Origin of the sequence: Pseudoalteromonas mucoides (assembly GCF_049257175.1) — a bacterium.
In the GTDB taxonomy this organism is placed as follows: domain Bacteria; phylum Pseudomonadota; class Gammaproteobacteria; order Enterobacterales; family Alteromonadaceae; genus Pseudoalteromonas.
Map to the genome: position 1 here is coordinate 21,218 of NZ_JBMMUC010000007.1, position 22,352 is coordinate 43,569.

At 40.5% G+C, this 22,352-nt stretch carries 20 protein-coding genes; 9 read left to right on the forward strand and 11 right to left on the reverse strand.

Features of this window, described 5'->3' with window-relative positions; all coding sequences use genetic code 11:
* Both AAEU30_RS09360 and AAEU30_RS09365 read left to right on the forward strand, forming a co-directional pair.
* Positions 1 to 2,079: a TonB-dependent siderophore receptor gene (locus AAEU30_RS09360; protein ID WP_421960262.1), complete on the forward strand. Its 2,079-nt coding sequence runs from the start codon at positions 1 to 3 to the stop codon at positions 2,077 to 2,079.
* Positions 2,069 to 3,214, forward strand: a complete 1,146-nt coding sequence (locus AAEU30_RS09365) for an acetyltransferase domain-containing protein (protein WP_421960263.1) — start codon at positions 2,069 to 2,071, stop codon at positions 3,212 to 3,214. Before AAEU30_RS09360 ends, AAEU30_RS09365 begins: the two co-directional genes overlap by 11 nt.
* 3 nt (positions 3,215 to 3,217) lie before the next feature.
* Here AAEU30_RS09365 and nudB read toward each other — a convergent pair whose 3' ends face one another.
* From nudB to AAEU30_RS09410, 9 genes are all read right to left on the reverse strand, one after another.
* Positions 3,218 to 3,664, reverse strand: coding sequence for a dihydroneopterin triphosphate diphosphatase (nudB, locus tag AAEU30_RS09370; RefSeq protein ID WP_421960264.1), 447 nt, complete (start codon positions 3,662 to 3,664; stop codon positions 3,218 to 3,220).
* Positions 3,665 to 3,810: 146 nt separating this feature from the next.
* A complete protein-coding gene (locus tag AAEU30_RS09375; RefSeq protein WP_421960265.1) occupies positions 3,811 to 5,664 on the reverse strand; it encodes a monovalent cation:proton antiporter-2 (CPA2) family protein in 1,854 nt (617 codons plus the stop codon).
* A 165-nt stretch (positions 5,665 to 5,829) separates the two neighbouring features.
* Complete coding sequence (locus tag AAEU30_RS09380) at positions 5,830 to 6,720, reverse strand: DUF4097 family beta strand repeat-containing protein (protein ID WP_421960266.1); 891 nt, start codon at positions 6,718 to 6,720, stop codon at positions 5,830 to 5,832.
* Positions 6,721 to 6,945: 225 nt separating this feature from the next.
* Entirely contained in the window at positions 6,946 to 8,328 is a 1,383-nt protein-coding gene (locus AAEU30_RS09385; RefSeq protein WP_421960267.1) for a PKD domain-containing protein, read from the reverse strand.
* Positions 8,318 to 9,352, reverse strand: coding sequence for a PKD domain-containing protein (locus AAEU30_RS09390; RefSeq protein WP_421960268.1), 1,035 nt, complete (start codon positions 9,350 to 9,352; stop codon positions 8,318 to 8,320). Before AAEU30_RS09390 ends, AAEU30_RS09385 begins: the two co-directional genes overlap by 11 nt.
* A gap of 368 nt (positions 9,353 to 9,720) precedes the next feature.
* The gene (locus AAEU30_RS09395; RefSeq protein ID WP_421960269.1) at positions 9,721 to 10,563 is read right to left on the reverse strand and encodes a DUF4198 domain-containing protein; all 843 of its coding nucleotides are present in this window, start codon (positions 10,561 to 10,563) and stop codon (positions 9,721 to 9,723) included.
* Between the two features lie 60 nt (positions 10,564 to 10,623).
* Positions 10,624 to 11,127 (reverse strand): DUF2271 domain-containing protein, encoded by a 504-nt coding sequence (locus AAEU30_RS09400; RefSeq protein ID WP_421960270.1) that lies wholly within the window; start codon positions 11,125 to 11,127, stop codon positions 10,624 to 10,626.
* Complete coding sequence (locus tag AAEU30_RS09405) at positions 11,127 to 11,759, reverse strand: PepSY-associated TM helix domain-containing protein (RefSeq protein WP_421960271.1); 633 nt, start codon at positions 11,757 to 11,759, stop codon at positions 11,127 to 11,129. The genes AAEU30_RS09400 and AAEU30_RS09405 overlap by 1 nt, the downstream gene beginning before the upstream one ends.
* Before the next feature lie 77 nt (positions 11,760 to 11,836).
* Positions 11,837 to 12,232: a YbaN family protein gene (locus AAEU30_RS09410; protein WP_421960272.1), complete on the reverse strand. Its 396-nt coding sequence runs from the start codon at positions 12,230 to 12,232 to the stop codon at positions 11,837 to 11,839.
* A 176-nt stretch (positions 12,233 to 12,408) separates the two neighbouring features.
* Here AAEU30_RS09410 and AAEU30_RS09415 point away from each other — a divergent pair, with 176 nt between their 5' ends.
* The 7 genes from AAEU30_RS09415 to AAEU30_RS09445 all read left to right on the forward strand — a co-directional run bounded on the left by AAEU30_RS09415 (position 12,409) and on the right by AAEU30_RS09445 (position 19,917).
* On the forward strand, positions 12,409 to 12,996 hold the full coding sequence (locus AAEU30_RS09415) for a biliverdin-producing heme oxygenase (RefSeq protein ID WP_421960273.1): 588 nt from the start codon (positions 12,409 to 12,411) through the stop codon (positions 12,994 to 12,996).
* A 105-nt stretch (positions 12,997 to 13,101) separates the two neighbouring features.
* On the forward strand, positions 13,102 to 14,157 hold the full coding sequence (locus tag AAEU30_RS09420; RefSeq protein WP_421960405.1) for a TonB family protein: 1,056 nt from the start codon (positions 13,102 to 13,104) through the stop codon (positions 14,155 to 14,157).
* Between the two features lie 77 nt (positions 14,158 to 14,234).
* A complete protein-coding gene (locus tag AAEU30_RS09425) occupies positions 14,235 to 14,732 on the forward strand; it encodes an RNA polymerase sigma factor (protein ID WP_421960274.1) in 498 nt (165 codons plus the stop codon).
* On the forward strand, positions 14,719 to 15,657 hold the full coding sequence (locus AAEU30_RS09430; RefSeq protein WP_421960275.1) for a FecR family protein: 939 nt from the start codon (positions 14,719 to 14,721) through the stop codon (positions 15,655 to 15,657). The genes AAEU30_RS09425 and AAEU30_RS09430 overlap by 14 nt, the downstream gene beginning before the upstream one ends.
* 139 nt (positions 15,658 to 15,796) lie before the next feature.
* Complete coding sequence (locus tag AAEU30_RS09435; protein WP_421960276.1) at positions 15,797 to 18,733, forward strand: TonB-dependent receptor; 2,937 nt, start codon at positions 15,797 to 15,799, stop codon at positions 18,731 to 18,733.
* Positions 18,734 to 18,822: 89 nt separating this feature from the next.
* Positions 18,823 to 19,500: a MotA/TolQ/ExbB proton channel family protein gene (locus AAEU30_RS09440; RefSeq protein WP_421960277.1), complete on the forward strand. Its 678-nt coding sequence runs from the start codon at positions 18,823 to 18,825 to the stop codon at positions 19,498 to 19,500.
* A gap of 3 nt (positions 19,501 to 19,503) precedes the next feature.
* Positions 19,504 to 19,917 (forward strand): ExbD/TolR family protein, encoded by a 414-nt coding sequence (locus tag AAEU30_RS09445; RefSeq protein ID WP_421960278.1) that lies wholly within the window; start codon positions 19,504 to 19,506, stop codon positions 19,915 to 19,917.
* A gap of 49 nt (positions 19,918 to 19,966) precedes the next feature.
* On the opposite strand, the gene AAEU30_RS09450 is transcribed toward AAEU30_RS09445, so the two are convergent.
* Complete coding sequence (locus tag AAEU30_RS09450) at positions 19,967 to 21,289, reverse strand: porin (RefSeq protein WP_421960279.1); 1,323 nt, start codon at positions 21,287 to 21,289, stop codon at positions 19,967 to 19,969.
* Between the two features lie 392 nt (positions 21,290 to 21,681).
* Positions 21,682 to 22,170, reverse strand: coding sequence for a MarR family winged helix-turn-helix transcriptional regulator (locus AAEU30_RS09455; RefSeq protein ID WP_087531356.1), 489 nt, complete (start codon positions 22,168 to 22,170; stop codon positions 21,682 to 21,684).
* Positions 22,171 to 22,352: the final 182 nt, after the last annotated feature.

Here is a 22,352-nt window from a genome sequence, read left to right on the forward strand (position 1 = left end):
ATGAAATACTCTGCATTATCTTTAGCCGTCGCGGCAATCTCATTTGGAACTGTTGCGACAGAATCAGACCTAGAAACTATCACGATTGAACACAAACAAGCCTTTAGAGGAGATATTCCGCTTAAAGAGCTGCCTCAGTCTATTACCACTTTAGATCAAGATTTGATGATTGATAATGGTATTACCAAGTTTCGAGATGCGTTGGATTTTTCTGCCAGTATCTCTCGTAAAAATAACGGCGGTGCACTGTGGGATAGCTACTCTATTCGCGGTTTATCAGGTAATGAAAATATGCCGTCGGGTTACTTAATTAATGGCTTTAGTGGTGGTAAGGGGTTTGCGGGCCCACGTGACGTGTCAAATATCGACTACATTGAAGTATTGAAAGGCCCAGGCTCGGCTCTATATGGTCGCTCTGAGCCTGGTGGCACAATAAACATAATTACTAAAAAGCCGCAGTTTTATCAGCAAGGCCAATTAAAAGCTGAGCTTGGTAGTGACAATCATAAACGTGTACAAGGTGATTACACTAACGGCCTTACAGATGATATCGCTTTTAGAATCAATGGTGCGTGGCAAGATAGCGATAGTTTTAGAGATTACGTACACCACGATAAGTTTGTGATCACGCCTTCGCTTTATTATCAAATTAACGATGAGTCATCACTTACGTATGAATTTGAATACGTTGATCAGCAGCAGATGTATGATCGTGGTATTGTCGTTCTTAACGATAATTTTGATACTGTGCCTGAAAACCGCTTTTTAGGTAACCCAAACGATGGCCCTACTAAGGTTCATTCACGTGGTCATCAACTAAGTTATGACTATGATTTTAGTAGTGACTGGACATTATTACTAGGTGCGAACTACCGTACTGCAACACTCAATGGTTTTTCTTCTGATGCGGAACTTTCGCCATCACGCCAATCATTGTTTGATGATGGCCAAACCTTAACCCGCCAACATCGCTATCGAGACTATGAGTCTGAAGATTTAAGCTTGCGCTTTGAGCTCAGTGGTCACTTTGAATTAGCGGGGATCACTAATCATGTTTTGCTTGGTGCTGATGCTTATGATTACGAACTACGTACTGGGTTATATCGTTATCGTGGCGGTAATGGCACGTATACTATTGATATTTATGAGCCAAATTACAGTAATGAGCAAGGCCCTGATGTTGAAATGCAATATGAAAACAACGAACAGCAAAATGCATACGGCATCTATTTACAAGACCAATTAGATATTACTGAACGCTTTAAAGTAATGGTGGGTTTGCGTTTTGATGAAATCGAACAAGACATTCTTGAAACCAAATCTGGTGTTGCCTCAAATAGTAAAGAAAACCGTGTTAGTCCGCGTTTTGGTATGGTGTATGAATTAAACTATGCGATTAATCTTTATACCAGTTATTCAGAAGGCTTTTTGCCATTAAGCGGCACTGATGCGCAAGGTGAACCGTTTGGTTTTGAAGAAAGTGACTCGTTTGAAATAGGTTTGAAATTTGGCTTTGATGACATCAGCGGTACTATTGCACTGTTTGATGCTAGCAAAAGTAATATGCTAGTGGCTGATCCTGTTAATGTTGGTTATTCAGCACCAGTTGGTAAAGCCAACAGTAAAGGTGTGGAAATTGATGTAACAGGTAATTTAGGAGCTAATACTGAGTACACAGTTTCTTATGCCTACGTAAAAGCTGAAACAGCGAACGATATCGTTAATGCTGATTGGTTAGTGCCAATTCCAAAAGGCAGCCCATTAGTTAACGTACCTGAGAATAACTTTTCGCTTTCATTAAATCATGATACCCGTGTATTTGAGCAAGACATCAAAATTGGTGGTCATTATCAATATATTTCAGACCGACTTGGCGATCCTGCTGATTTGACATTCCGTCTACCGAGTTATCAGTTAGTCGGCTTATTTGCTAAATGGCAAGCAACCGATCGTACGGCAGTATCACTCAATGTGGATAACATATTTGATGAAAGTTATATCGCCAGTAGTTACAACGCCTTATGGGCTTATCCTGGTACGCCAACACAATTCAAGCTTGGTTTAACGTATGACTTCTAAGCAGCTGAAAAACCGTATCCACAGCATTGATATAATGCGTGGTGTGGTTATTTTATTAATGCTTGTTGACCATGTTCGTGAACGGTTCTTTTTGCATATGCAGGTGTCTGATCCTATGGATGTAGACGCAACAAGCCCAGGACTTTTTTGGAGCCGTTTTGCGGCGCACTTTTGTGCGCCTACTTTTATATTTTTAACCGGCCTTTCGGCGTGGTTATATAGTCACCCAGCGAATGGTGTTGCGCGTTCAGCACGTAGCTTTTTGATTAAACGGGGGCTATTTTTAATTGCCCTTGAAGTCACGGTTATTTGTTTTTCGTGGATGGGCTATTTTCATACGATTTGGCTGCAAGTGATGTGGGCAATCGGTTTGTGTATGCTCACGCTCGCGCTACTAATTAATTTACCGCAACGGGTGTTATTGCTGTTAGGTTTACTGATTGTATTTGGTCATAACTTACTTACACCAATTAGTTTTAGCCCAGATGAATGGGGTTATACCTTGTGGACTATATTGCACGACCGCGGTTATATCTCTCAAGGCGGGTTAATCGATGTAAAAATTAGTTATCCCGTTTTGCCTTGGATTGGGGTTATTTTATTAGGTTACTGTGCTGGCCCGCTTTATGCGGCTAGCCGCGATAGTGACGATAGAAAACAATGTCTAGTCGGTTTAGGTTTTGGCTGCGTTGCACTGTTTGCTATTTTACGTGGCTTTAATATTTACGGTGAAACCTTGCCTTGGCAGCAGTTTGCAAGCACCGCAGAGACCTTAATGTCGGTATTTAATGTTACTAAATACCCACCATCATTAAGCTTTTTACTTATAACACTCGCAATGATGTTTTTTGGCTTATGGCTATTTGAAAGGCCATTAAATCGATTTTTAAATGCACTGCGCATTTATGGCTCTGTACCAATGTTTTTCTATATAGTGCACCTTTATGCGTTGCTCGTGTTATACGCTATTGGCCATGCGGTGTATGGTGCTAATCAGGGCAGCTATTTTGGTGTTGATCACATTGGCTGGATTTGGCTAATTGCGGCTTCATTAGCTATTAGTTTGTATTGGCCAACTAAATGGTTTAGTCAGTACAAGCGAGCAACTCAAAAGCCATGGTTAAAGTATTTGTAGCTTCTACTTTAAGTTAAGTATTTCATCGCAATTGCTGGGTGACCATGCTTTTTCAGCGGCTTGTAGTTGAGTAAGCCATATAAAATCGGTGTGTTCATTAGGGTCTAGTAGGATAGTAATGTCGTCTGGCACACAGATGCTAAACACATGCTCGGTATTTATGAGTGCATCGTCTTGGTATCTGTGCCGCCACTGCTGACGAATGGCGTATTGATTGGTTTTATGATGGTCGCGTATGGTGATACCTAATGCGCGGGCATCAATGCCTGTTTCTTCTAAAAGCTCTCGGTATGCTGTATCCAGAGGCGTCTCACCTTCGTCAATTCCACCGGTAACTGACTGCCAGAAATTTGCGTCATCAGCACGTTGGATCAATAAAAAATCTTTATTCTTTTTATAAATAACCACTAATACAGAATAAGGCTGACGAAGAATTGTATTTAAAGGCAAAAGAGGCTCTCATCTACTTAGGAATAGTTAGTTTAGCGCAGCATAAAATGATAAACCAGTCACGATGATCGATAGAGTGTGATTATTTAAATGCACTACGAGGCTTCTCGAAGTGCAATAAGTGATAACATAATTGATTAATAATTCTAAGCATCTTTATTGAAGTCCTCACAATCACCTTGGTCGCAGGTGTTAAGGCTCGAACGGGCTTGCTTATCTTGGTTAAGTACTTGCTTTAAGTCTTCTGTACGTTGACGCACAGCTACGCCGTAGCTGTGATCGTCGCCCCAAAGTTTTGCTAGTTCTAACACCGATTCGCGGTCGTGCTCTCTAAATAAATATCCTGCACGTTGTGCATCTTCTTTTGAATTGCCTAACAGCTCTAATGTCTCAATCCCCAGATTTATTGCTGAATCGACTGTTTCTCGGTTAAATGCATCCACTTCTAGTTGCAGTAGTTGATATGCATGACGGCGGTCAATTGCACGAGCAACAATTTTTAATTGTGGAAAGTGTTTTCGGGCTAAGGTAACTATTTCAAGTGTTTTATCTGCATTATCGATGGCAATTACTAGCAATTGCGCGGTATCTGCACCAGCAGCCTCAAGGAGTTCTTTTCTGGCAGCATCTCCGTAGTGTACGGTATTGCCAAAGCGACGCAGTAAATCAATCTGACTTGGACTGTGATCGAGCACGCTAATATCATAGCCTTGAGTACTCAATAAACGCCCCATAATTTGCCCAAACCGGCCGTAACCGGCGATGATTACATGTTTAGCTGGGCTTATTTGCTCTGGTTTATCGAACTCACGCGCGGTGGCTTTATTACTGCGCTTTTGCAGCTGATCGTAAAGCATAAGTAGCAAAGGGGCGACCAGCATCGATATTGCTACTACAAGGGTGGTTAAACTACTTTGCTCCGGAGTGAGAATTTGCAGTGAGTTGGTCATTGTTAATAATACAAATGCAAATTCACCGCCTTGTGCTAAGGCTAAAGTAAAGAGTAATTGTTGTGTCTGGTGGATTTTAAAAGCACGAGCGAGTAAATATAACACTGCGGCTTTCACGGCAATTAAAGCCACCACAAGCATAGCGACATTAGCAAACTGCTCAAACAACAGGGCAAAGTTTATCGATGCACCAACCGCAACAAAAAACAGCCCTAGTAATAGACCTTTGAACGGCTCAATATCGGCTTCTAGTTCATGACGAAACTCACTTTCTGCTAAAACCACACCAGCTAAAAAGGTGCCGAGTGCGGGTGATAAGCCCACGTTTTGCATAATTATCGCTATCGCGACTACTAAAAATAATGCAAATACAGTAAATATTTCCCGCATCCGCGTTTCGGCGATATACCTAAATAATGGCGTTGAAATATATTTACCGGCTAAAATAATCGCTGCAATTACTGTCACCGAAGCCATTACTTGCCCCCAGACAGGCCACTCAGCTGTAAGGGAATGACTTGCATCTGTGGTAGTTAATTGTGGTTCAAATGCAAGCAAAGGTAGTAAAGCCAAAATAGGTATAACAGCAATATCTTGAAAAAGTAATACAGAGAAGGCATTTTGGCCGGCTTCCGTTTTTAGCCAGCCTTTTTCTTCAAGGCTTTGTAATACAATGGCCGTTGATGATAATGCTAGCATTAAGCCGATGGCCAGAGCGCTTTGCCATTTCATCGTTAATAACCAATAGCATATGGCAAAAATGAGCATCGCAGTCAATGTGACTTGCAGGCCACCGAGACCTAAAATAGAGTGACGTAACTTCCAAAGCCGAGCAGGCTGTAATTCTAAACCGACTAAAAATAGCATCATCACAACACCGAATTCAGCAAAGTGCATGACAGAGGTTTGATCTCCCACTAAACCTAAAATAAACGGGCCAATTAAAATTCCCGCCAATAAATAGCCTAGCACGGAGCCAAGCCCTAGGCGTTTAGCAATTGGCACGGCAACTATCGCTGCGGCTAAGTAAATTAAGGCGACTTCTAACATGGGGAGGTTCCACGATGATACTGAATTTATATAAGTATGCCTGAAATGTAGATTTTCGAAAGGAGTGTTTATGTCATCTAGTCTGGATTTTGATAGGCTTTGCAGCTAGGTAGATTAATGGTCACGCTAAGTGAAGAGCATGACCATACTGATAAGGCTTTTAAGTTAGTCGAGTTTTACCGGGCCATTAATATTGTCGATACTCAAATCTCCTGAACCATCATCAATGATAGTCAGGCCTTTAGCATGGTTAACTCGAATGCTACCTGAGCCATCGTCAATGGTGACTAAGCCATTGACATGCTCTACGTATATGTCGCCAGAGCCATCTTCAATCGTTAAGTAACTACCTAAACGTTCAGCATTAATACTGCCAGAATTATCGTCAATCTCTACGCTACCGGTAATATCAGTTAGGTTTAAATCGCCAGAGCCATCTTCAATGTTCATCAAACCTGCAACACTTTTTGCTGTAATACTGCCAGAACCATCACTTATTTCGATATTTCCAGTGAGGTTTTGTAAGTAGATGTCGCCAGAGCCGTCATCAATAGTGACATGATTGCCTTGGTTTATATTAATGCTGCCAGAGCCATCATCAATTTCCATGTTGCCGAGTACATCATTTATATTGATATCACCAGAGCCATCATCAATATCAAGATTAAATGTACTTGGTACGGTCACAACTAAATCTATACTAGGAGAGCTTCCTTGATAAACTAACATGCCAGATGCTTTATCGTTTTTGGCAACAAGTACTGCTTTGTCGCCTTTTTGCTCAAGCGTTAGGGTATAAGGGTCATCAGTTTTAGCGGTGAAGATTGTTGCATCAACAGTAATATCAGTCGCAGTTGTTGAACCGATAACCTTGAGCGAGCCTGCTTCAGTTTCAATATCAAGTTGCTGTAACTGTGCTGCTGACAGTGAGAGTTGTTGTTGCTGTTGTACATTGGAGCCTGAGGTTGAAATATGCACAATACAGCCACTGAGTAATACTAGGCTCGCGGCAATAGGGAGAGCTTTAGTTAGCAAAGAAAGACGTTTGTTGGTCATTATATTGGTTCTCATTTTTTTAATTAGATTCATAGCTTATGATTTTAATAGCAAAAATAAAGCCAAAGTTTAACAAGTTGTTTTTATTGATTTTAATTTTTTACTGCTGATAAGCATAACGAATAATTGGTCAAATGAACTAAATTCGAGTGGTTATGAATATCTTGAGGTGGTTTGAGTATATAAGCCACTTCAACAAAGGTTAAAGTGGCTTAGATGATTATTTTAGATATTACAAATACTTATTATTGCTAGGTTTGGTGTGGCTTGAGAGTAGTAAATAGTTGTGTTTGTACCAGTTGTATTACTCACAGTGTCCTCAGTGACCGTTACCTCATAAATTGCGCTGCTAGGAAGTGCAATATTCAAGGTGGCATCTAGGTAGGTGCCATTACTTTTTGGCAATAGCAAAGATTTCTTTTCGTCAAACTGAAACTCAAAGCTGCTTGAAGTTAAAATAGTATCAACCATTTTAAAACGTAAACTTACTGTGTCAGGACCAGTAAACTCTGGGCATACGAATACAGATACTTCAACATCTTGCACTATCGGTAAGCTTGATTGGCCTAAATTTAAGGTAAAGTCATTTTGTGTAATTGCTACCGACTTATATTCGCCGTTTGCTAACCTTTTATCTGCAATTGTAATTGTGGTTTTTGCGCCTTCTTCTAACGCCGTTACTGTATCAAACACGCCGCTTGCATCAGTTATATGTTCTACACCATTAATTAGCAACTTAGCACCAGCTATACCTACTTTTTGGGTATCAGTAATTTGCCCTTTTACAGTACCTGTAAGTATTGCTGTGTCTGTTGCTGAGGTAATGAAAAGCATATTTTTCGAATTACCATCAGCATCTTCAATAACAATAGCGCTGCTGTAGATGCCAGCAATATCAGGTGTAAATTGTGTGGTGCTTTGATCTGTAGTTGTTAAAGCTGCATTTGAACCATCAGGCTTAATAAGTACCCAAGTATAATTAAGCGCGGTACCTTCTGGATCGTAACTTTGGCTAACATCAAACGTAACGGGGTTGCCAACAACAGCTATGCGGGTTTGCAGTCCTTCAAAAATAAGCACTGGCGGCGCATTTCGATTAACTGTAATGGTAATAGTTTGAGTGTCAGAGTATTTAGCGCCATCGTTGGTACGTAACGAAACAACAAACTCTCCCGCCATTGATGCTTTAAATAAAGGCTTAGCAACATCGGTGTTAGAAAGCGTAGCACGGCCTAACGGTGATACAATTTCCCACTCATAGGTAAGGTCTTTGCCTTCAGGATCTGCGCTTTGTGAGCCATCAAGTTGAGTTTCCTCATCGACTAAAATAGATGCTACATCACTAATGATAGCTGTTGGTTTTTCATTAGCTTGCGCTTGTAACACGGTTGTAGCTTGCTCAGAGCTAAGTTGTCCATCTGATACGATTAATGTGATCACATAATCACCTTCAATATCAGCGCTAACCGAAGGCGTTGCTGTTGTGTGCTGGATTAGTTGCGCGATACTGTTTTCTGGCTGGCCTTGCAGTTTCCAAAGGTAGCTTAAAGGTTGCCCTTCAGGATCGTTACACTGCGCGCACTGTAGCGTGACTAAGTCATTTAACATGATGCTTTCTTTCAGCTACAAGCTGCGCAATTGGTGCTTGATTAGTCGCCTCTACCGCTAACGTTACTGAGGTTGTATTTACTTCACCGTGTTGATCTTTAACTGTTAATGAAAGCGTGTACTGACCAAGTACTGAGGAAGAGAATCCTGCGGTGTGGGTTAAGTTATCTGTTAGTGCTGGCTTGCTATTGGCAGGTTGTGAGGTAATGGCCCATAAATAGCTCAAGGTATCACCTTGATCAGGGTCGCTACTTTGCGTGCCATCAAGTGTGGCTATGCTGTTAGGTGCGATGATTTTGTTTTGCACTTTAATAACAGCTTGAGGAGCTGAATTATCATCGAGCGATTCGCTTTGTATCAATACCTCATTACTTGCTGTTTCACCTAGTGAATTAGTAATTGTTAACTGTACTGCATAACTCCCACTTTTATCTGCAATGAATTGACTTTTAACGCTGTTATTGTTTTCTATTGTTGCACTACTGCTAAGTGGTCTGGTATTAAATTGCCATTTGTATTGATTTATCACACCGTTTGAGGTGCTGCTTAGTGCGCCATCTAATAAAACTACATCACCTTGTTTTACTGTTTGAGGCTGTCCTGCTCTGGCTATTAATTGCGTGGGAGCGGTTTTAATTTCAATTAATTTATCAACCGGTGTGCTCGAAAGCTTACCATCACTGACGATTAAAGTGAGCTTATAGCTTTGTGCGTCAGTTACTGATATTTCGACTTTACTTTGATTGTTTACAGCAATGGCAAATTCAGTTTGTTCGTCAACACTGGTTAATCGCCATTGGTAAGTTAAATTATCGTTCTCAGGATCGCTACTGTTTGCGCCACTAAATATAAGTTTTGTATTTACACGCATTTCACCTGCAGGGGGGGTAATTATGGCGGTTGGTTTGGTGTTTTTGGGTGCTGTTTTACTTGGAGTTGTATTATCTGTCGGTGAGCCGGAGCCACCACCACATGCAATGAGTGTAAATGCTAAAACACAGGGAATTAAGGTCTGCCACGTCATATCAATTTCCTTATCGGTAATATTGTTTTTTAAATTTATTTTAAGGATGTGAGGTAGATTTAATTATTAGAAGGAAAGTAACTAAATTGCAGATGCAAGAATGAAATCCATCTTCCATAATATTTATATCCGTTAAGTATATTTTAAAGTAATTATTCAAATAGTTGTTTAATATGTACCTAAAAAAATAAACAAGCAAGTGGGTTGCGTTAATTAATTGTGTTTTTTTTCAACATAAGATTTTAGTATGGATAGGATATATTGCTTTTATGGTTTGGCTTTTAAATATGGGCATTAGTTGGTGAATTTTTACAAATAAAAAGGCCAAGAGAATTGCTTGGCCTTTAGCTTTGAACTACAAAAAAGTATTACTCTGGCGCTACGTCTAGAGTAGTAGATAGAGAATAACGAATGCTGTCGATACCTTTTTCTTTAGAGTCTTCGCTCATGCTTGCTTCAATAAGGTATAAACCAGGGTGCTGCCACGTATTTGTGAAGAAACCGTCTTTATCTGTGGTTACTTTTACTTCGTTACGTTCGTTACGGTAGCGCGTATCACCTTTTAAAATAAGAAGTTCTACGTTTGCCGCAGCTTTACCGTCTTTTAATAACTGAAAACGCGCTTCTTCACCAACAAATAAATCATTTGGATGAGTTGGGCCGCTGATCTCTAAACCATTACCTAGAAGCGCAGGCTTTGAAGTACCGTTACGGCTAACAAATGTATCAACCGTTGAGAATGCCTTTGTTGTTCTCACATCTTTTGCATCTGCAGGAATATCTTTGCTTGTTTTTGGACCAAATACACGACGACGTTCGCCTGCTGCATCTTTGTAAAAAGTCATTAAACGTGGTTCACGTTTCAATGCAATGTGGTAAGTGCCTTCGCTTGCTAGTTTTACCGCAGCTGAATTTTTACGTTGTAAAAAATAAGCGCGGATTTGGTCGCTAACTGGTTTACCGTCTGGGCCAATCGCCATGATCAGATTGTCGTCATACTCAGCGCCTTTTTCTTTTGGGCGATACGCTTTATCAGGAGCAAATATTTCATTAGAGATACTAGCATCGATCATTACATAGTGTGCTTTATCACCAGATAGCGAAGTATGAGAAGGTACTAACCATTGTGCATGCGCACTTGCATAGCTAGAAGCAAGGGCTGTAAATGTAAGCGCGCCAACAAATGCGCTTTTAAGTAAATTGATTTTCATAATCTTTCCTTATTAAAATAATGTATAAGTCTATTTTTACTTGCTAGTTACTTAATACTGTTACTTGGCTGTGATAGTGACGAAGCTTTCTGAGAACTCTTTTTTGCCTTCGATAGTGATTTTACCGTCTTTGCTTAAATCAAGTTCTACACGTTTATAATCTCTACCACCTTCTTCACGTACGACTTCTAAATTAAGTAAATATTTACCCGCCGTAACAGCTTGTCCTTCGAGATCTTTCCCATCCCAATTAATTGTGTAGCTGCCTGGGCGTTTTGTTGCGCCTGTTACACCGTCAAAATTAGCATCGCTTTTGCCCGCTTTACGCCACCATTGACGTAAGTCTTTAAACCACTCAGCTTGTTCTACCCACAATGCAACAGTTGTTACATGCTTACGCTTGGGAGTTTCAAGCCAAACGGCCACGTATGGGCGATGGTAAGGCTGTACATCAAGATCAGGCAAGGTGAGTTCAATTTCAAGTTCGGATGCATCTGCATTTGATTGAAATAAAGCCGCTGTAAATAATATTACTGCGCCAAATAAGGTGTTTAGTTTTAACATTAAGACACTCCTTTTAGTTGCGGAACCCAGCATAAATAAATGACTGCAGGTGTTGCGACCCCAAGCACAGTTAGCCATATTCCTACTAAGCGTTTTTTTCTGTTTTGAAATAAAATAATCATGCCGGTAATGGCAAATAAAATCATTAATACAGCCGAGATATCGATTACCCAGCTCCAAGCTTCGCCAGTGTGACGGCCTTTATGCAAGTCACCAATTAGGCTCAAAAAGCCACCGGTTTGATACTCAAGATTTAGCTCTCCACTGATAAAATCGACTTCTGCAAAAGCAAAACCTGCTGGCAGTGGGTAGTCGAGCATCACTAGCGCATCTTCTTTTTCCCAATCAATACTTTTTACTTTTGTTAAACCATGCTCAGTGGCTAGATAGGCTTCTATTTCAGGGTAAAGAGTCGGTAAGGTCTCGAGGTTGTTATTGGCTTTTTCAACGAGTGCGCTGGGTAAAGCTATCGTGTGTTGGCCGTCATTTTTATCACCTTCAAGCCAATCTACATGATTTAAAATGATGCCACTGACACAAAATAAAATAAGCAAAAATAATAAGGCAGTTGAAAGATAAATATGTAGTGCGCGGCTTGTACTATACAGCGTGCGCTTATTAATTAACGGCATAAATAATTAAGGTGTTATAGATATAATATATACATGGTAATGATTTGCATTAGTTATCACAACAATATTTACGAAATTTACACTTTAGGGACTGTTGAAGGGCGCGAAAGTAAGTAAATCATTACTATTATTTCAATTATCGCTACAAACATAACCACCCACCAAGGAGGGGAGCTGAGGATTAATATAGTTAACCCTAGGAGCATACCAATCCCTGCGCACCATTTTGCTTTGGTTGGTACTACTTTATGTGTTTGCCAATGTTGCAAAGTCGCGCCATAACGAGGGTGATTGAGTAACCAAGCCGCTAGCTTGGGTGATGAGCGGGTAAAACATGCTAGCGCTAGAATAAAAAAAATGGTTGTAGGCATAACAGGCAATACTGCCCCAATAATGCCTAAGGCGACTAATAGTAACCCTAAAAGTTGATAGCAAACATTTTTATAGGTGGCTAGAGTAGGCTTAACTTTCACTTATTTCTCAGCTGGTTGAGTGGTCTTTTATTAAAAGGCAGGAAAACACGTCAGCAAAACAATGACTACTCAAATAACTTTACTATGAAATTGAGTGAAAAAAAATAATATTTTAGGTGTGGGTTTTGAGGAGTTGTTCGTCTTTATAAGTAACGATGGTAAATTAGAATCAAATTATGTCTAGCATAGCCCAAGTAAACTTCCCACGCATGTCGCAGCTCAAGCGTACAACAGCTGAAGTACACGATAACTTAGATAATAAAATTATGGCGCAATCACCTTTTGCCTCAAAAGAGAATTATGGTGATTTTTTACGTTTTCAGTATTTATTGTTAAATCATGTTGTGCCAATTTATAACAGCCAGCAGTTAACAACGTTTTTTGATGACTTAGCAAGCAGAAATCGCTGTGATGCTATTGCACTCGATTTACAAGACCTAGGCATGAAAGCTGAGGGTTTAGCTGAGCAAATTAAAATCGAAGACCTAACATTAGCACAAGCAGTAGGCTGGTTATATGTTATTGAAGGCTCGAAGCTTGGTGCTGCAATGCTTGCAAAAGAAGTAACTCAATTAGGTTTAGACGCTGATTATGGTGCCCGCTTTTTAGCAGGTCCAGGTAATGGTCGTGGTAGTCAATGGCGTGAGTTTATGCAAGCAGTTGAAGCGTTACAATTAAACGCTGATGAAGAGCTAGAGCTTTATCAAGGTGCAAAAGATGCGTTTGCTGTTGCTCATCAGCTACTTGATGTTATTTATCAATAATTGTCTGAATCAGTGTTAAGCGTCGCATTTAGGCAAATTTTGCCAATCAAAAAGTTCATCTATTTTATACTAGGCTGCCTTAGCGTAGCCTTGGCTATAATAGGCATGCTGCTGCCTGTTATGCCAACCACTGTTTTTTTAATTCTAGCGCTTGCATGCTTTACCCGTTCAAGTGATAAGCTTGCAGCTTGGCTCTTGAATCACCCCAAGTTCGGTAACACCTTAGTTAACTGGCAAACAAAACGAGTGGTGCCCATAAAAGCTAAGTACTTTGCTTCATTTGGTATGCTTATTAGTTTAATTATTATTGCTTTAACAAGTAAATCTATCTGGTTGGTGAGTTTTTGCTTACTGCTCTTCTTGCTAGTAATTAACTACCTATGTTCCAAGCCTAGTCAAGTAAATGAGACTTCATCTAAACCGTATTTTAAAGTGATACAGGGCGTATTATTCGCTATGTTGTGTCATTTTTTAATCGCTTGGTTAGTGTTTTTTCAGTTCAAAGGCAGAGCACAGCCAATACAAGTACAACAGCCGAATGTCATTGCGGTAGAGTTAATTGCGGCGCAAGCACCTAAACCAGAAGTCTCAGAAGCCAAAAAATTGGCTGATCAAGCCGCGCTGAGCCAAGTGGCAGTAACGCAAAATACGTCCTCGGCAAAGCCGGTAAAAAAACAAAAAATACTGACCAAAAAGCAACCTGATGAAGTGAATGTTGAGCAGGTAAAGCCAGCCAATAAAATGCAACCTGAGGTTCGGCCGCAGATTAAAAAGCAACAGCGGGCTCCGCGTGCGATAGAGCAGCCAAAACACCAAGCAATTGCAACCACAACGGCGCAACAGCATAGTGTTTCTAAGCAATTAGTTTCTCAAGGTAAACAGAGTTGGACTGCAAGTTTATTGTCGCACTTAATGGCGTACCGTAAGTATCCAACAAGTGCGATTATGAAAAAGCAGCAAGGTGTGGTGTATGTTGAGGTAGTCTTGGCGCGAGATGGCAAGGTTATAGCATTAGATATTGTTAAAGGGTCTGGTGTGAGTGTGCTCGACAAAGCTGCATTAAAAACAGTAGCAGATGCAGCTCCTTTACCTAAGGTGCCAAAGGATTTAACCGCTCCTCATAAATTATTATTGCCTATTGAATTCTTCATTAAAAAATAAATGATAATTATTTCTATTTAAGTTTAATTCTATTTTGTATTAAAATAGGGCCTGTTTTAACAACGCAGTAGTAAACTATGCCTTTTTCCGATTTTAGCAACGTCATAAATATTATGGCGCGGCGAACGGGCTGCCGTGATAAAGCGCAGAGCTTGATCCAAGAAGCGATAACCCGACTATTAAAACAAGATACAAAGCAGCTTGATAAAAATAAAGAAACTGAAAACCGTGCTTTAATTTTAAAAACCGCAAACAATTTATTGATTGACCTTTATCGTCGTGAAAAAGTATGTCAATTTACTGCGCTGCCAGAAGAAGAAAGTGCGATATACGCTCAAGAGCACTTAAACCCTGAATCAACATTAATGGCTCAGCAGCAACTTGACGCATTAGAGCAATGTGTAGCTAGTCTGCCTGAAAAGTGCCGAGAGGCATTTGTATTGTATAAATACAAATGCCTCAGTCAGGCGCAAATAGCTGAGCACATGCAGATTTCCCAAAGTATGGTCGAAAAACATTTAATCAAAGCAATGAGTCGTTGTCGTGAGATATTAATAGCAAATGAAGAATACTAAAAATAATACCCCGTCATTTGAACAAGCAATGCAGTGGCTATTACGCTTACAAGAAAACCCTAGCCAAGAGCAGTTACAGCAATGGCAGCAATGGCTACAAAGTGATCCTGATAATGGTCGTATTTTTAAGCAGTGTTTGGTTTTAGATGCAAAGTTAACCCACCTTCCTCCTGAAACCGTTAGCAGTTTATTGTCTTTACTCCCGACTAAAAAGACATCGTTACCTCAATGGTCAAAAAGAATCGCAATAGCTGCTTCTGTGGTCGTTGCATTTATTGGTACTTCTTTTTATATGCAGCCTAGTGCAGAGGTTTATACAACATCAGTAGGTGAAACTGGCTCTTATACTTTAGCTGATGGTAGCGAGATAACATTAGACAGCGATACTCGTTTAGCTGTTTATTATAATGACTCGCAACGCCGTATTGAGTTACATAAAGGGCAAGCTATCTTTGATGTAGCTAAACAAGTACATCGGCCTTTTTTGGTTGTCGTAGATGAAATTACGGTAACTGTATTGGGGACCCGCTTTAATGTTAATCGAGTCGAAGATGATGCAATCATTGCTGTCGAACGTGGCAAGGTGAGCGTTTATGATCCAACGCTAGGTAATACATTATTACAAGCACAACAAGGGTATTACAGCTACGATGATCGTGCCGTTGAGCTTGCAGCTACACAGTTTGCCATGTGGCAACATGGACAAATTCGCTTTTCTCACACGCCATTAAACCTTGCTATTGATCAGCTAAATCGTTATCAGGCTAAAAAACTACAATTGGAGCAGCAGCAACTAAGCTGGCTTACTATCAGTGGTACGTTTCAATTGAATGATATTACGAATACCGCTCAGCTATTGCCAAAAATATTACCCGTTGAGGTTGTCGAAAAACATAATCATTGGCTAATACAGCCTCGCAAATAAAGCGCTGTTAAATAAATGGCGTTTTTACATTTTAAATTCTTATAAAAATACTTAATTCAGACATAAATATTAAGTTATAGGTGAGGGATAATTATTCTCATTCGTTTTATTGGGTAGTGAAACAACATGAGAACATAAAATGAAAAAAATGCAGTTATCAACCGTTGCTTTGGCAATTGGTATCGGTCTAGCTATGCCAGCTATGGCAAATACCAATGTAATGATGTTGGATATCAAGCCTCAGCCTCTAGAGATGACGTTAAATCAACTCGCCTCAGAGTCAAATATGACCCTTATTTTTGAACCTGAGTTGGTTGATTCATTAAATGCCCCTGAATTAAAAGGACCAGCTACAGTGCGCGACGCTTTAAATCAAGTGCTGCAAAATACGGGGATTACTGCAACGATTGAAGGTAATTCAATCATATTAAAAAAGTTAGATAGTTCTAAATCATCGACAGACTTAGCGGCGCTTTCAGTGGTAGGTGGTTATGTTGCGCCAGGTATGTTTGATGAAGATAGCGTTGCCGCAGAAGATTTACCATACCTAAAAACCAGCTCAAACGTGCAATTAGATAGTCAATACGTTGAGCAATTTCGTGGCACCTCAGCCGGTGATATGCTCAAAGGGATCCCAGGGGTTGAGGTTGGTGAATCGCGTAATGGTGGCGCTATTGATGTAAATATTCGAGGTGTACAAGGTCAAAATCGCGTTCCAGTAGTCATTGATGGTAGCATTCAAAGCAACACCGTATACCGAGGCTATGCAGGGGTTTCTGATCGCGCATACATCGACCCTGACCTAATAAGCACAGTATCAATCGACAAAGGTCCCGCAAACAATGCCCAAGGTATGGGAGCTGTCGGTGGGGTGGTGGTGATGGAAACGTTAAAAACAGCTGATATTTTACGTGATGGCGCCCACCATGGTGTTCGATTTAAAGCGGGTATGCAAAGTAATAGTAGCGATGCCCAAAGCAACTTTGATGCAACACCACGCGCAGATGCCCCTGGCCTTGTAGATAGTGATGGTGAATTTGCCAATATTGTTTATGCCACTGAACAAGATGGCTTTGACTTGGTTTTAGCTGCTTCACGTCGTGATATTGGTAATTACTACGCAGGTGATAAAGGCCGAGAAAATTATTTTTATGACGAAGAAAAAAGTCGCTGGAATGAAGTAGACGGTACTTGGGTCGAAGAAAAATACACTGAAGTTAATGAAGGGATCGCACGGTTTTATAAACCGGGTGAAGAAGTATTAAACACCGCGAATGAAAGCACCTCAATACTGATAAAGCCAACCATAAAAATAAATGATGATTCTAAATTAGAGCTAAGCTATCGAAAGTACCAAGCCGAGTACGGCGAAATCATGGCGTCGCAAATATTTCGTAACGATGGTGATACATTAATGCAATGGAAACCATCGAAGCAAAGTATCGATAGCTACAGCGCACGTTATAAATATGCATCGCCAACAAACCCTTTACTACATAATTTAAATATTAATTTATGGCATACGGAGACTGATTCTGCAGCTTATAACGGTTTTGCATTTAGTAATCCACTAGAAGGTAAAGAGCCTCCAGCTGGTTATGAATGTGAGTCATGTATCGATGTGTATTATTTAGCAAAAACAGGCTCGCTTAGATCTGGGTTTGATATTAGTAATCAAAGCATACTCAATAGCGGACGCTTTGGTACAACAACTTTAGATTATGGTTATAGCTTTCAAAAAGAATCCGTTGGCAAAGGCGATAACGTTAAATATTCGCAAGATGATATTCAAAATAATCGTACCCATAGGGATGGGGATCGTTACGAGAGCAGTGTATTTCTACAAGCTAAGTGGTCACCAATAGACTGGTTGAGCCTTGAGCTAGGTGGACGTTACTCTTGGTTTAAGGTACATGATAATAACGCTAATTGGGTTGAAGATACGAAAAAGTATAAAAATATCACACTGTTTGGTGATGATGGATCGAGTTTAGGAGATGTTCGCTGGTTTAGGGATGAAAATGGTGAGTATAGTGATATCACCGATCCTCGTTTAACAGGCGTAGGGATGGTTGAAAAGTGGGGAGAAGAGCCGAGCGATATTAGCACTATAAATTTCGAATCTAGTTATGTTGGTGGGTATGAGTACGGTTTATCGTTAGGCACTTTTACCGTTGGCGATAAAATGTCGCGTAAGCACGATGGCTTTGCACCTAACATTGCATTAAATATGCAGTTAAACGAATCATGGCTTGCATATGCTCGATACAGTGAAGCTTTACGTATGCCAAGCATAATGGAATCTACATTGGGCTGGTCAGTATCAAGGCGTATTTTTGATGTTGACCCAGAACGTGCAAAAAATAAGGAAATAGGCCTTTCATATCTCAATGATGAATTAGTGGATGATCTTGTTTTGCGTGCGAAAGTTGTGTACTTCGATAATCAAATTAAAAACTATATTACTCGTCGTTCTGTAGATAAAGAATTAATAGAGTCAACAGATGTTAGTTTAGCTATCGGTAATTCAGACAGTTTTAACACCAGTGGCATTGAGTTACAAACACGTATGGAATATGGTAATTTTTATGGCGATGTAAGCGCCACCTATTATACCGAAGCCAAGCTGTGTGATGCTGAACTCGCTCAATCATTTCGTGATAACCCTATGATTTCATGGAGGCAAGTTGATATTCCTGATTGTTCTAGCTCAGGTTTCTCTGGGATGTATGTATCAAATCATATTCCGCCGAAGAAATCAGTGGCTGCTATTTTGGGGTTTAAGTGGCTAAATGGTGCAGGAGATATTGGTATGAGAATGACTTATACGGGGGCGCCAGATACAAGCTATGACAGGCAGTCAAGCTGGCAAAACTATCATGGTACGGCCCCACATATACCAACAGAGGCTTATACATTAGTTGATATATATGCGCGCTATGCGATTACAGACAATATGGACGTTAACTTTAATATTGCTAACTTAACCAATGAGTTTTATCTCGATGCTTTAGCACTGAGTTTAATGCCGGGGCCTGGGCGTACTTCTCGCCTTACTTTTACGGCGCATTTTTAAATAAAATGATTTAAAAATGTTATTGCACTAGCAACTCAGCCGCATTGCGGCTGAGTTTGTTTATACATAATTGGTTGTAGGAGAGTAAAATGGAAAACCCATATGGGATTGCAGCGTTATGGCAGCAAAGTGATGCAGTCATTAAATTTGTTGGCTTCTCTTTATTAGCGATGTCGCTTGCATCGTGGGCGGTCATTTTTATACGTTTGTTTAGCTTACTAAAATTACGAAAAGCAAAGTATTTAGTCGTTGGGTTTTGGCAGCAGCAAGATATTAATAAAGGTATTGAACTCTTGGCGCCACAGGTGCATTTTCAGCAGTTAGCCGCTCAAGGCTTGCAAGCTAAAGAGCACCATCAAAATCATGAAGAACAGCTACAAGGCCAAGTTCCACTAGCTGATTGGTTAACAACAGCACTTAAAAACAATATTGATGATACTCGAGAATCACTCTCGGGTGGCCTTGCTATTTTGGCCTCTGTAGGCTCCACATCACCGTTTATTGGTTTGTTTGGCACTGTGTGGGGGATTTATCATGCGTTAGTCGGAATCGGTGTTTCTAGCTCGGCAAGTATTGATAAAGTGGCAGGTCCGGTGGGTGAAGCTTTGATAATGACCGCATTTGGTCTTGCGGTGGCAATTCCTGCGGTACTAGCATATAACGCCATTAGTCGTGGTAACAAGTCGGTGATTATTCAACTAAATCGTTTTGCATCACAGCTACACGCTTATTACTTAACCGGCACAGTACATACTAAGGCAGGGTAGTGTATGTCATTCCACTTTGATAATGATGATGAAGAGATTATGAATGAGATCAACATGACACCATTAGTGGATGTGATGTTGGTATTATTGATTATTTTTATTATTACCGTGCCGGTGATTAACCAATCTATACAGGTTGAGCTACCCTCTGCAGAAAGCGAGCCTGTAGCAGCAAAACCTGACACCATTGTATTGTCTGTAGATAATGAAGGTGGTTATTTTTGGGCTGAACAAGCCATTACAAAAGAGCAATTGATAACGCGCTTAGCAGAGCAAGCGACTAAAACTCCGCAGCCGATTTTGCATATTCGGGGCGATAAAACCACAGAGTATCAAAATGTGGTGTTTTTAATGGAGCAAGTGCAGCAAGCTGGTATTAGTAGTATGGGCTTTATTACAGAAGGTAATAAAAAATAAACATGGATACAAAAAATCACCCAGCGGATTAGCTGGGTGATACAAGTATTTAGAAATAATAACCCACGTTGATATTGAAACGACGTTCGGTTTCATCACTATCACCGGCAACGGAACCACCTACAAATGGCTGGTTTTTTGCAAATACGTAATCGATGTAAGTGAATAACCCGCCAGCAGCAATAGATACACCAGTTACGTTCATCCAGGTGTCCTCGGTATTGTCTGATTTATCATAAATAATACCGTAGTCATTATAAAATTGTAGTCCAGTAACTGGGCCCCATTCTACCGGAACACTGTAGGCAATGTTTGCGTTGGTCATGGTGGCTTGCGCGGCAATGCTGTCATAAAATGAGTATGCGCCCACAGCCATACGATTGACATTATCTATATCATAATCGTACTCGCCATGTTGCAGCTGAAGGTTCCATGCGCCAATATTGCTGTTTAAGTGCAGTGCCCATGCATTGTAATCACCCGCACGATCTACGCCATCGTGTAAACCACCCGCTAACGCCGAGAAGCCCACTTCAGTTTTACCGCCATCATGTTCAAAATGGTAGCCATAGCGACCTGAAAAGGTATTGTACTCACCTATAGGGTTGCCGTCTTTAGCGCCTGGGTCAGCATAAACGCCTTCATCAGCAGTGCGAAAACCAACAACGTCGTATGAATAACGATCGCTACGGTTATCTACATAACCGTCTACACCGCCTTGCTCATCGTTTTTAAAAAAGCCTAGATCAAGCTGCCAGTTGTCGGCAATTTTACGCTTGAAGAGCACACCCATATCGTGATCATCTTCAAGGCCAATGTAATAAGTGGTCCCGAAGAAATAGTTGTGCGAATTATATGGCCAGTTACCAAATGGTACTTTAGTGATACCTGCTTGCACCTGCCAATCATCGGCAAAGTCATAAGCTGCATAAGCATATTTAACCGCTGTCATGTAGTCAAAAAAACGAATTTCAGCATTGAGCATGACGTCGCCAACATCACCAGAAAAATTCAGTCTAAAAATATCGAAATCGTAATCGCCGCCACGATCTTGGCTGCCTTCTTCATAAGAGGTATGACTGTAATTGGTACGTACTGCACCACCAATTTTTATGCCTTGCGGTTCTTTTTTGCTTTCAACCGCCGCAGTTTGTTGCTCGGCCGCTTTTTGCTGCTTTGCAATTTGCTGGTCAATTTCTTGCTGTTGCTGGGTTGCTTTTTGCTCAGCTGCATCAAGTTTTTGTTGAAGCTGTTGCATTTGCTGTTGTAGTTGTTTCAATTGGGTCTGCATATCATCAATATCTGATGCATTTGCTTGGCTAGTGGTGGCCCCTAGCAGTGTCGCGAGGGCTAACTGTGATAGTTTAAGCATGATAAGTCGCTATTTTGAGATTGAGTATGCATAGAATAGACTATTTATACTTATTACCCAAGTAATTGAGTGTATACCCAAGCCACCTCAAGATGCAGAATTCAGCGTTTCACAGGTGCTTAATATCAAGGCGTTACTTTGCAAGAATGGCCATCCCTTTTAAAAAGTAACAACGATGAGAGTAAGTTCCTGTGAAACGCCCCATGGGTTGGTTTAAAAGCGATTTATACTGCGTTATTGATTTTAACAAGGGAACAACCATTATTTGCAATCAATGCCTTGCCTAAATCGCTTTTAATTCCAACTGAAACTCGCATCTTGAGGTGGCTTGGGTATATTATGCTAAGGGTAAGATACTGTTTATTTTCATTATTATGACAGTATTTTTACTACTAAAGTTTACTATCTGCGGCTCGGGTGATCAGGCCAACTTCAAGCAGCGGGGCGGCATCAATACTTTGCGCATCCATCATAGTCGCAATACGTTGCATTGACGATAGCAACTGGCTCTGCTCCCATTGTTCAAGTGATGAAAACTGTTCTATAAAGTGCTCTTGTAGAGGTTGAGGGGCATCGGCAAGAATATCTTTACCACTTTGAGTGAGGTAAATACTCACGCGACGTTTGTCTAGTTGGCTGCGTACTCGAGTAACTAAGTTACGGTTTTCTAATCGATCCAGAATATTGGTTACAGTAGCCGGGCTTAAATTCACATTTTGCGCGATACGACTGGCAGTAATACCGTCTGTTTGTGCTACCTCGGTCATTATTAACAGCTGTGGCCCAGTCAACCCTGACGTTTTATTTAACTGTTTAGAGTGCAGATCAATCGCACGAATTACTTTGCGTAATGAAACCAACAGCTCGTCATATTTTTGCATTATTTTATCTCTTGATAGGGCCGGTTGCGAACAAGGAACGATCGTAATCAATAAATATTACACATCAAATAAATAGAGTTCAAATAGTTGAGGTGGATTAATACTGTATTATTGGCTTTACAGTTAGTCGGTACTGATAGCAACTTTATTTGAGTTGAAATTAAATTTAGCTCATTTGTTAC

Bases quoted from the DNA above. Each gene is read 5' to 3' on its own strand.
- AAEU30_RS09455 (WP_087531356.1), bottom strand. From the start codon at position 22,170: ATGCAAAAATATGACGAGCTGTTGGTTTCATTACGCAAAGTAATTCGT.
- AAEU30_RS09360 (WP_421960262.1), top strand. From the start codon at position 1: ATGAAATACTCTGCATTATCTTTAGCCGTCGCGGCAATCTCATTTGGA.
- AAEU30_RS09415 (WP_421960273.1), top strand. From the start codon at position 12,409: ATGTCTAGCATAGCCCAAGTAAACTTCCCACGCATGTCGCAGCTCAAG.
- AAEU30_RS09440 (WP_421960277.1), top strand. From the start codon at position 18,823: ATGGAAAACCCATATGGGATTGCAGCGTTATGGCAGCAAAGTGATGCA.
- AAEU30_RS09380 (WP_421960266.1), bottom strand. From the start codon at position 6,720: ATGACCAACAAACGTCTTTCTTTGCTAACTAAAGCTCTCCCTATTGCC.
- AAEU30_RS09375 (WP_421960265.1), bottom strand. From the start codon at position 5,664: ATGTTAGAAGTCGCCTTAATTTACTTAGCCGCAGCGATAGTTGCCGTG.
- AAEU30_RS09365 (WP_421960263.1), top strand. From the start codon at position 2,069: ATGACTTCTAAGCAGCTGAAAAACCGTATCCACAGCATTGATATAATG.
- AAEU30_RS09450 (WP_421960279.1), bottom strand. From the start codon at position 21,289: ATGCTTAAACTATCACAGTTAGCCCTCGCGACACTGCTAGGGGCCACC.
- AAEU30_RS09405 (WP_421960271.1), bottom strand. From the start codon at position 11,759: ATGCCGTTAATTAATAAGCGCACGCTGTATAGTACAAGCCGCGCACTA.
- AAEU30_RS09435 (WP_421960276.1), top strand. From the start codon at position 15,797: ATGAAAAAAATGCAGTTATCAACCGTTGCTTTGGCAATTGGTATCGGT.
- AAEU30_RS09395 (WP_421960269.1), bottom strand. From the start codon at position 10,563: ATGAAAATCAATTTACTTAAAAGCGCATTTGTTGGCGCGCTTACATTT.
- AAEU30_RS09445 (WP_421960278.1), top strand. From the start codon at position 19,504: ATGTCATTCCACTTTGATAATGATGATGAAGAGATTATGAATGAGATC.
- AAEU30_RS09385 (WP_421960267.1), bottom strand. From the start codon at position 8,328: ATGTTAAATGACTTAGTCACGCTACAGTGCGCGCAGTGTAACGATCCT.
- AAEU30_RS09420 (WP_421960405.1), top strand. From the start codon at position 13,102: ATGCTGCTGCCTGTTATGCCAACCACTGTTTTTTTAATTCTAGCGCTT.
- AAEU30_RS09390 (WP_421960268.1), bottom strand. From the start codon at position 9,352: ATGACGTGGCAGACCTTAATTCCCTGTGTTTTAGCATTTACACTCATT.
- AAEU30_RS09400 (WP_421960270.1), bottom strand. From the start codon at position 11,127: ATGTTAAAACTAAACACCTTATTTGGCGCAGTAATATTATTTACAGCG.
- AAEU30_RS09425 (WP_421960274.1), top strand. From the start codon at position 14,235: ATGCCTTTTTCCGATTTTAGCAACGTCATAAATATTATGGCGCGGCGA.
- AAEU30_RS09430 (WP_421960275.1), top strand. From the start codon at position 14,719: ATGAAGAATACTAAAAATAATACCCCGTCATTTGAACAAGCAATGCAG.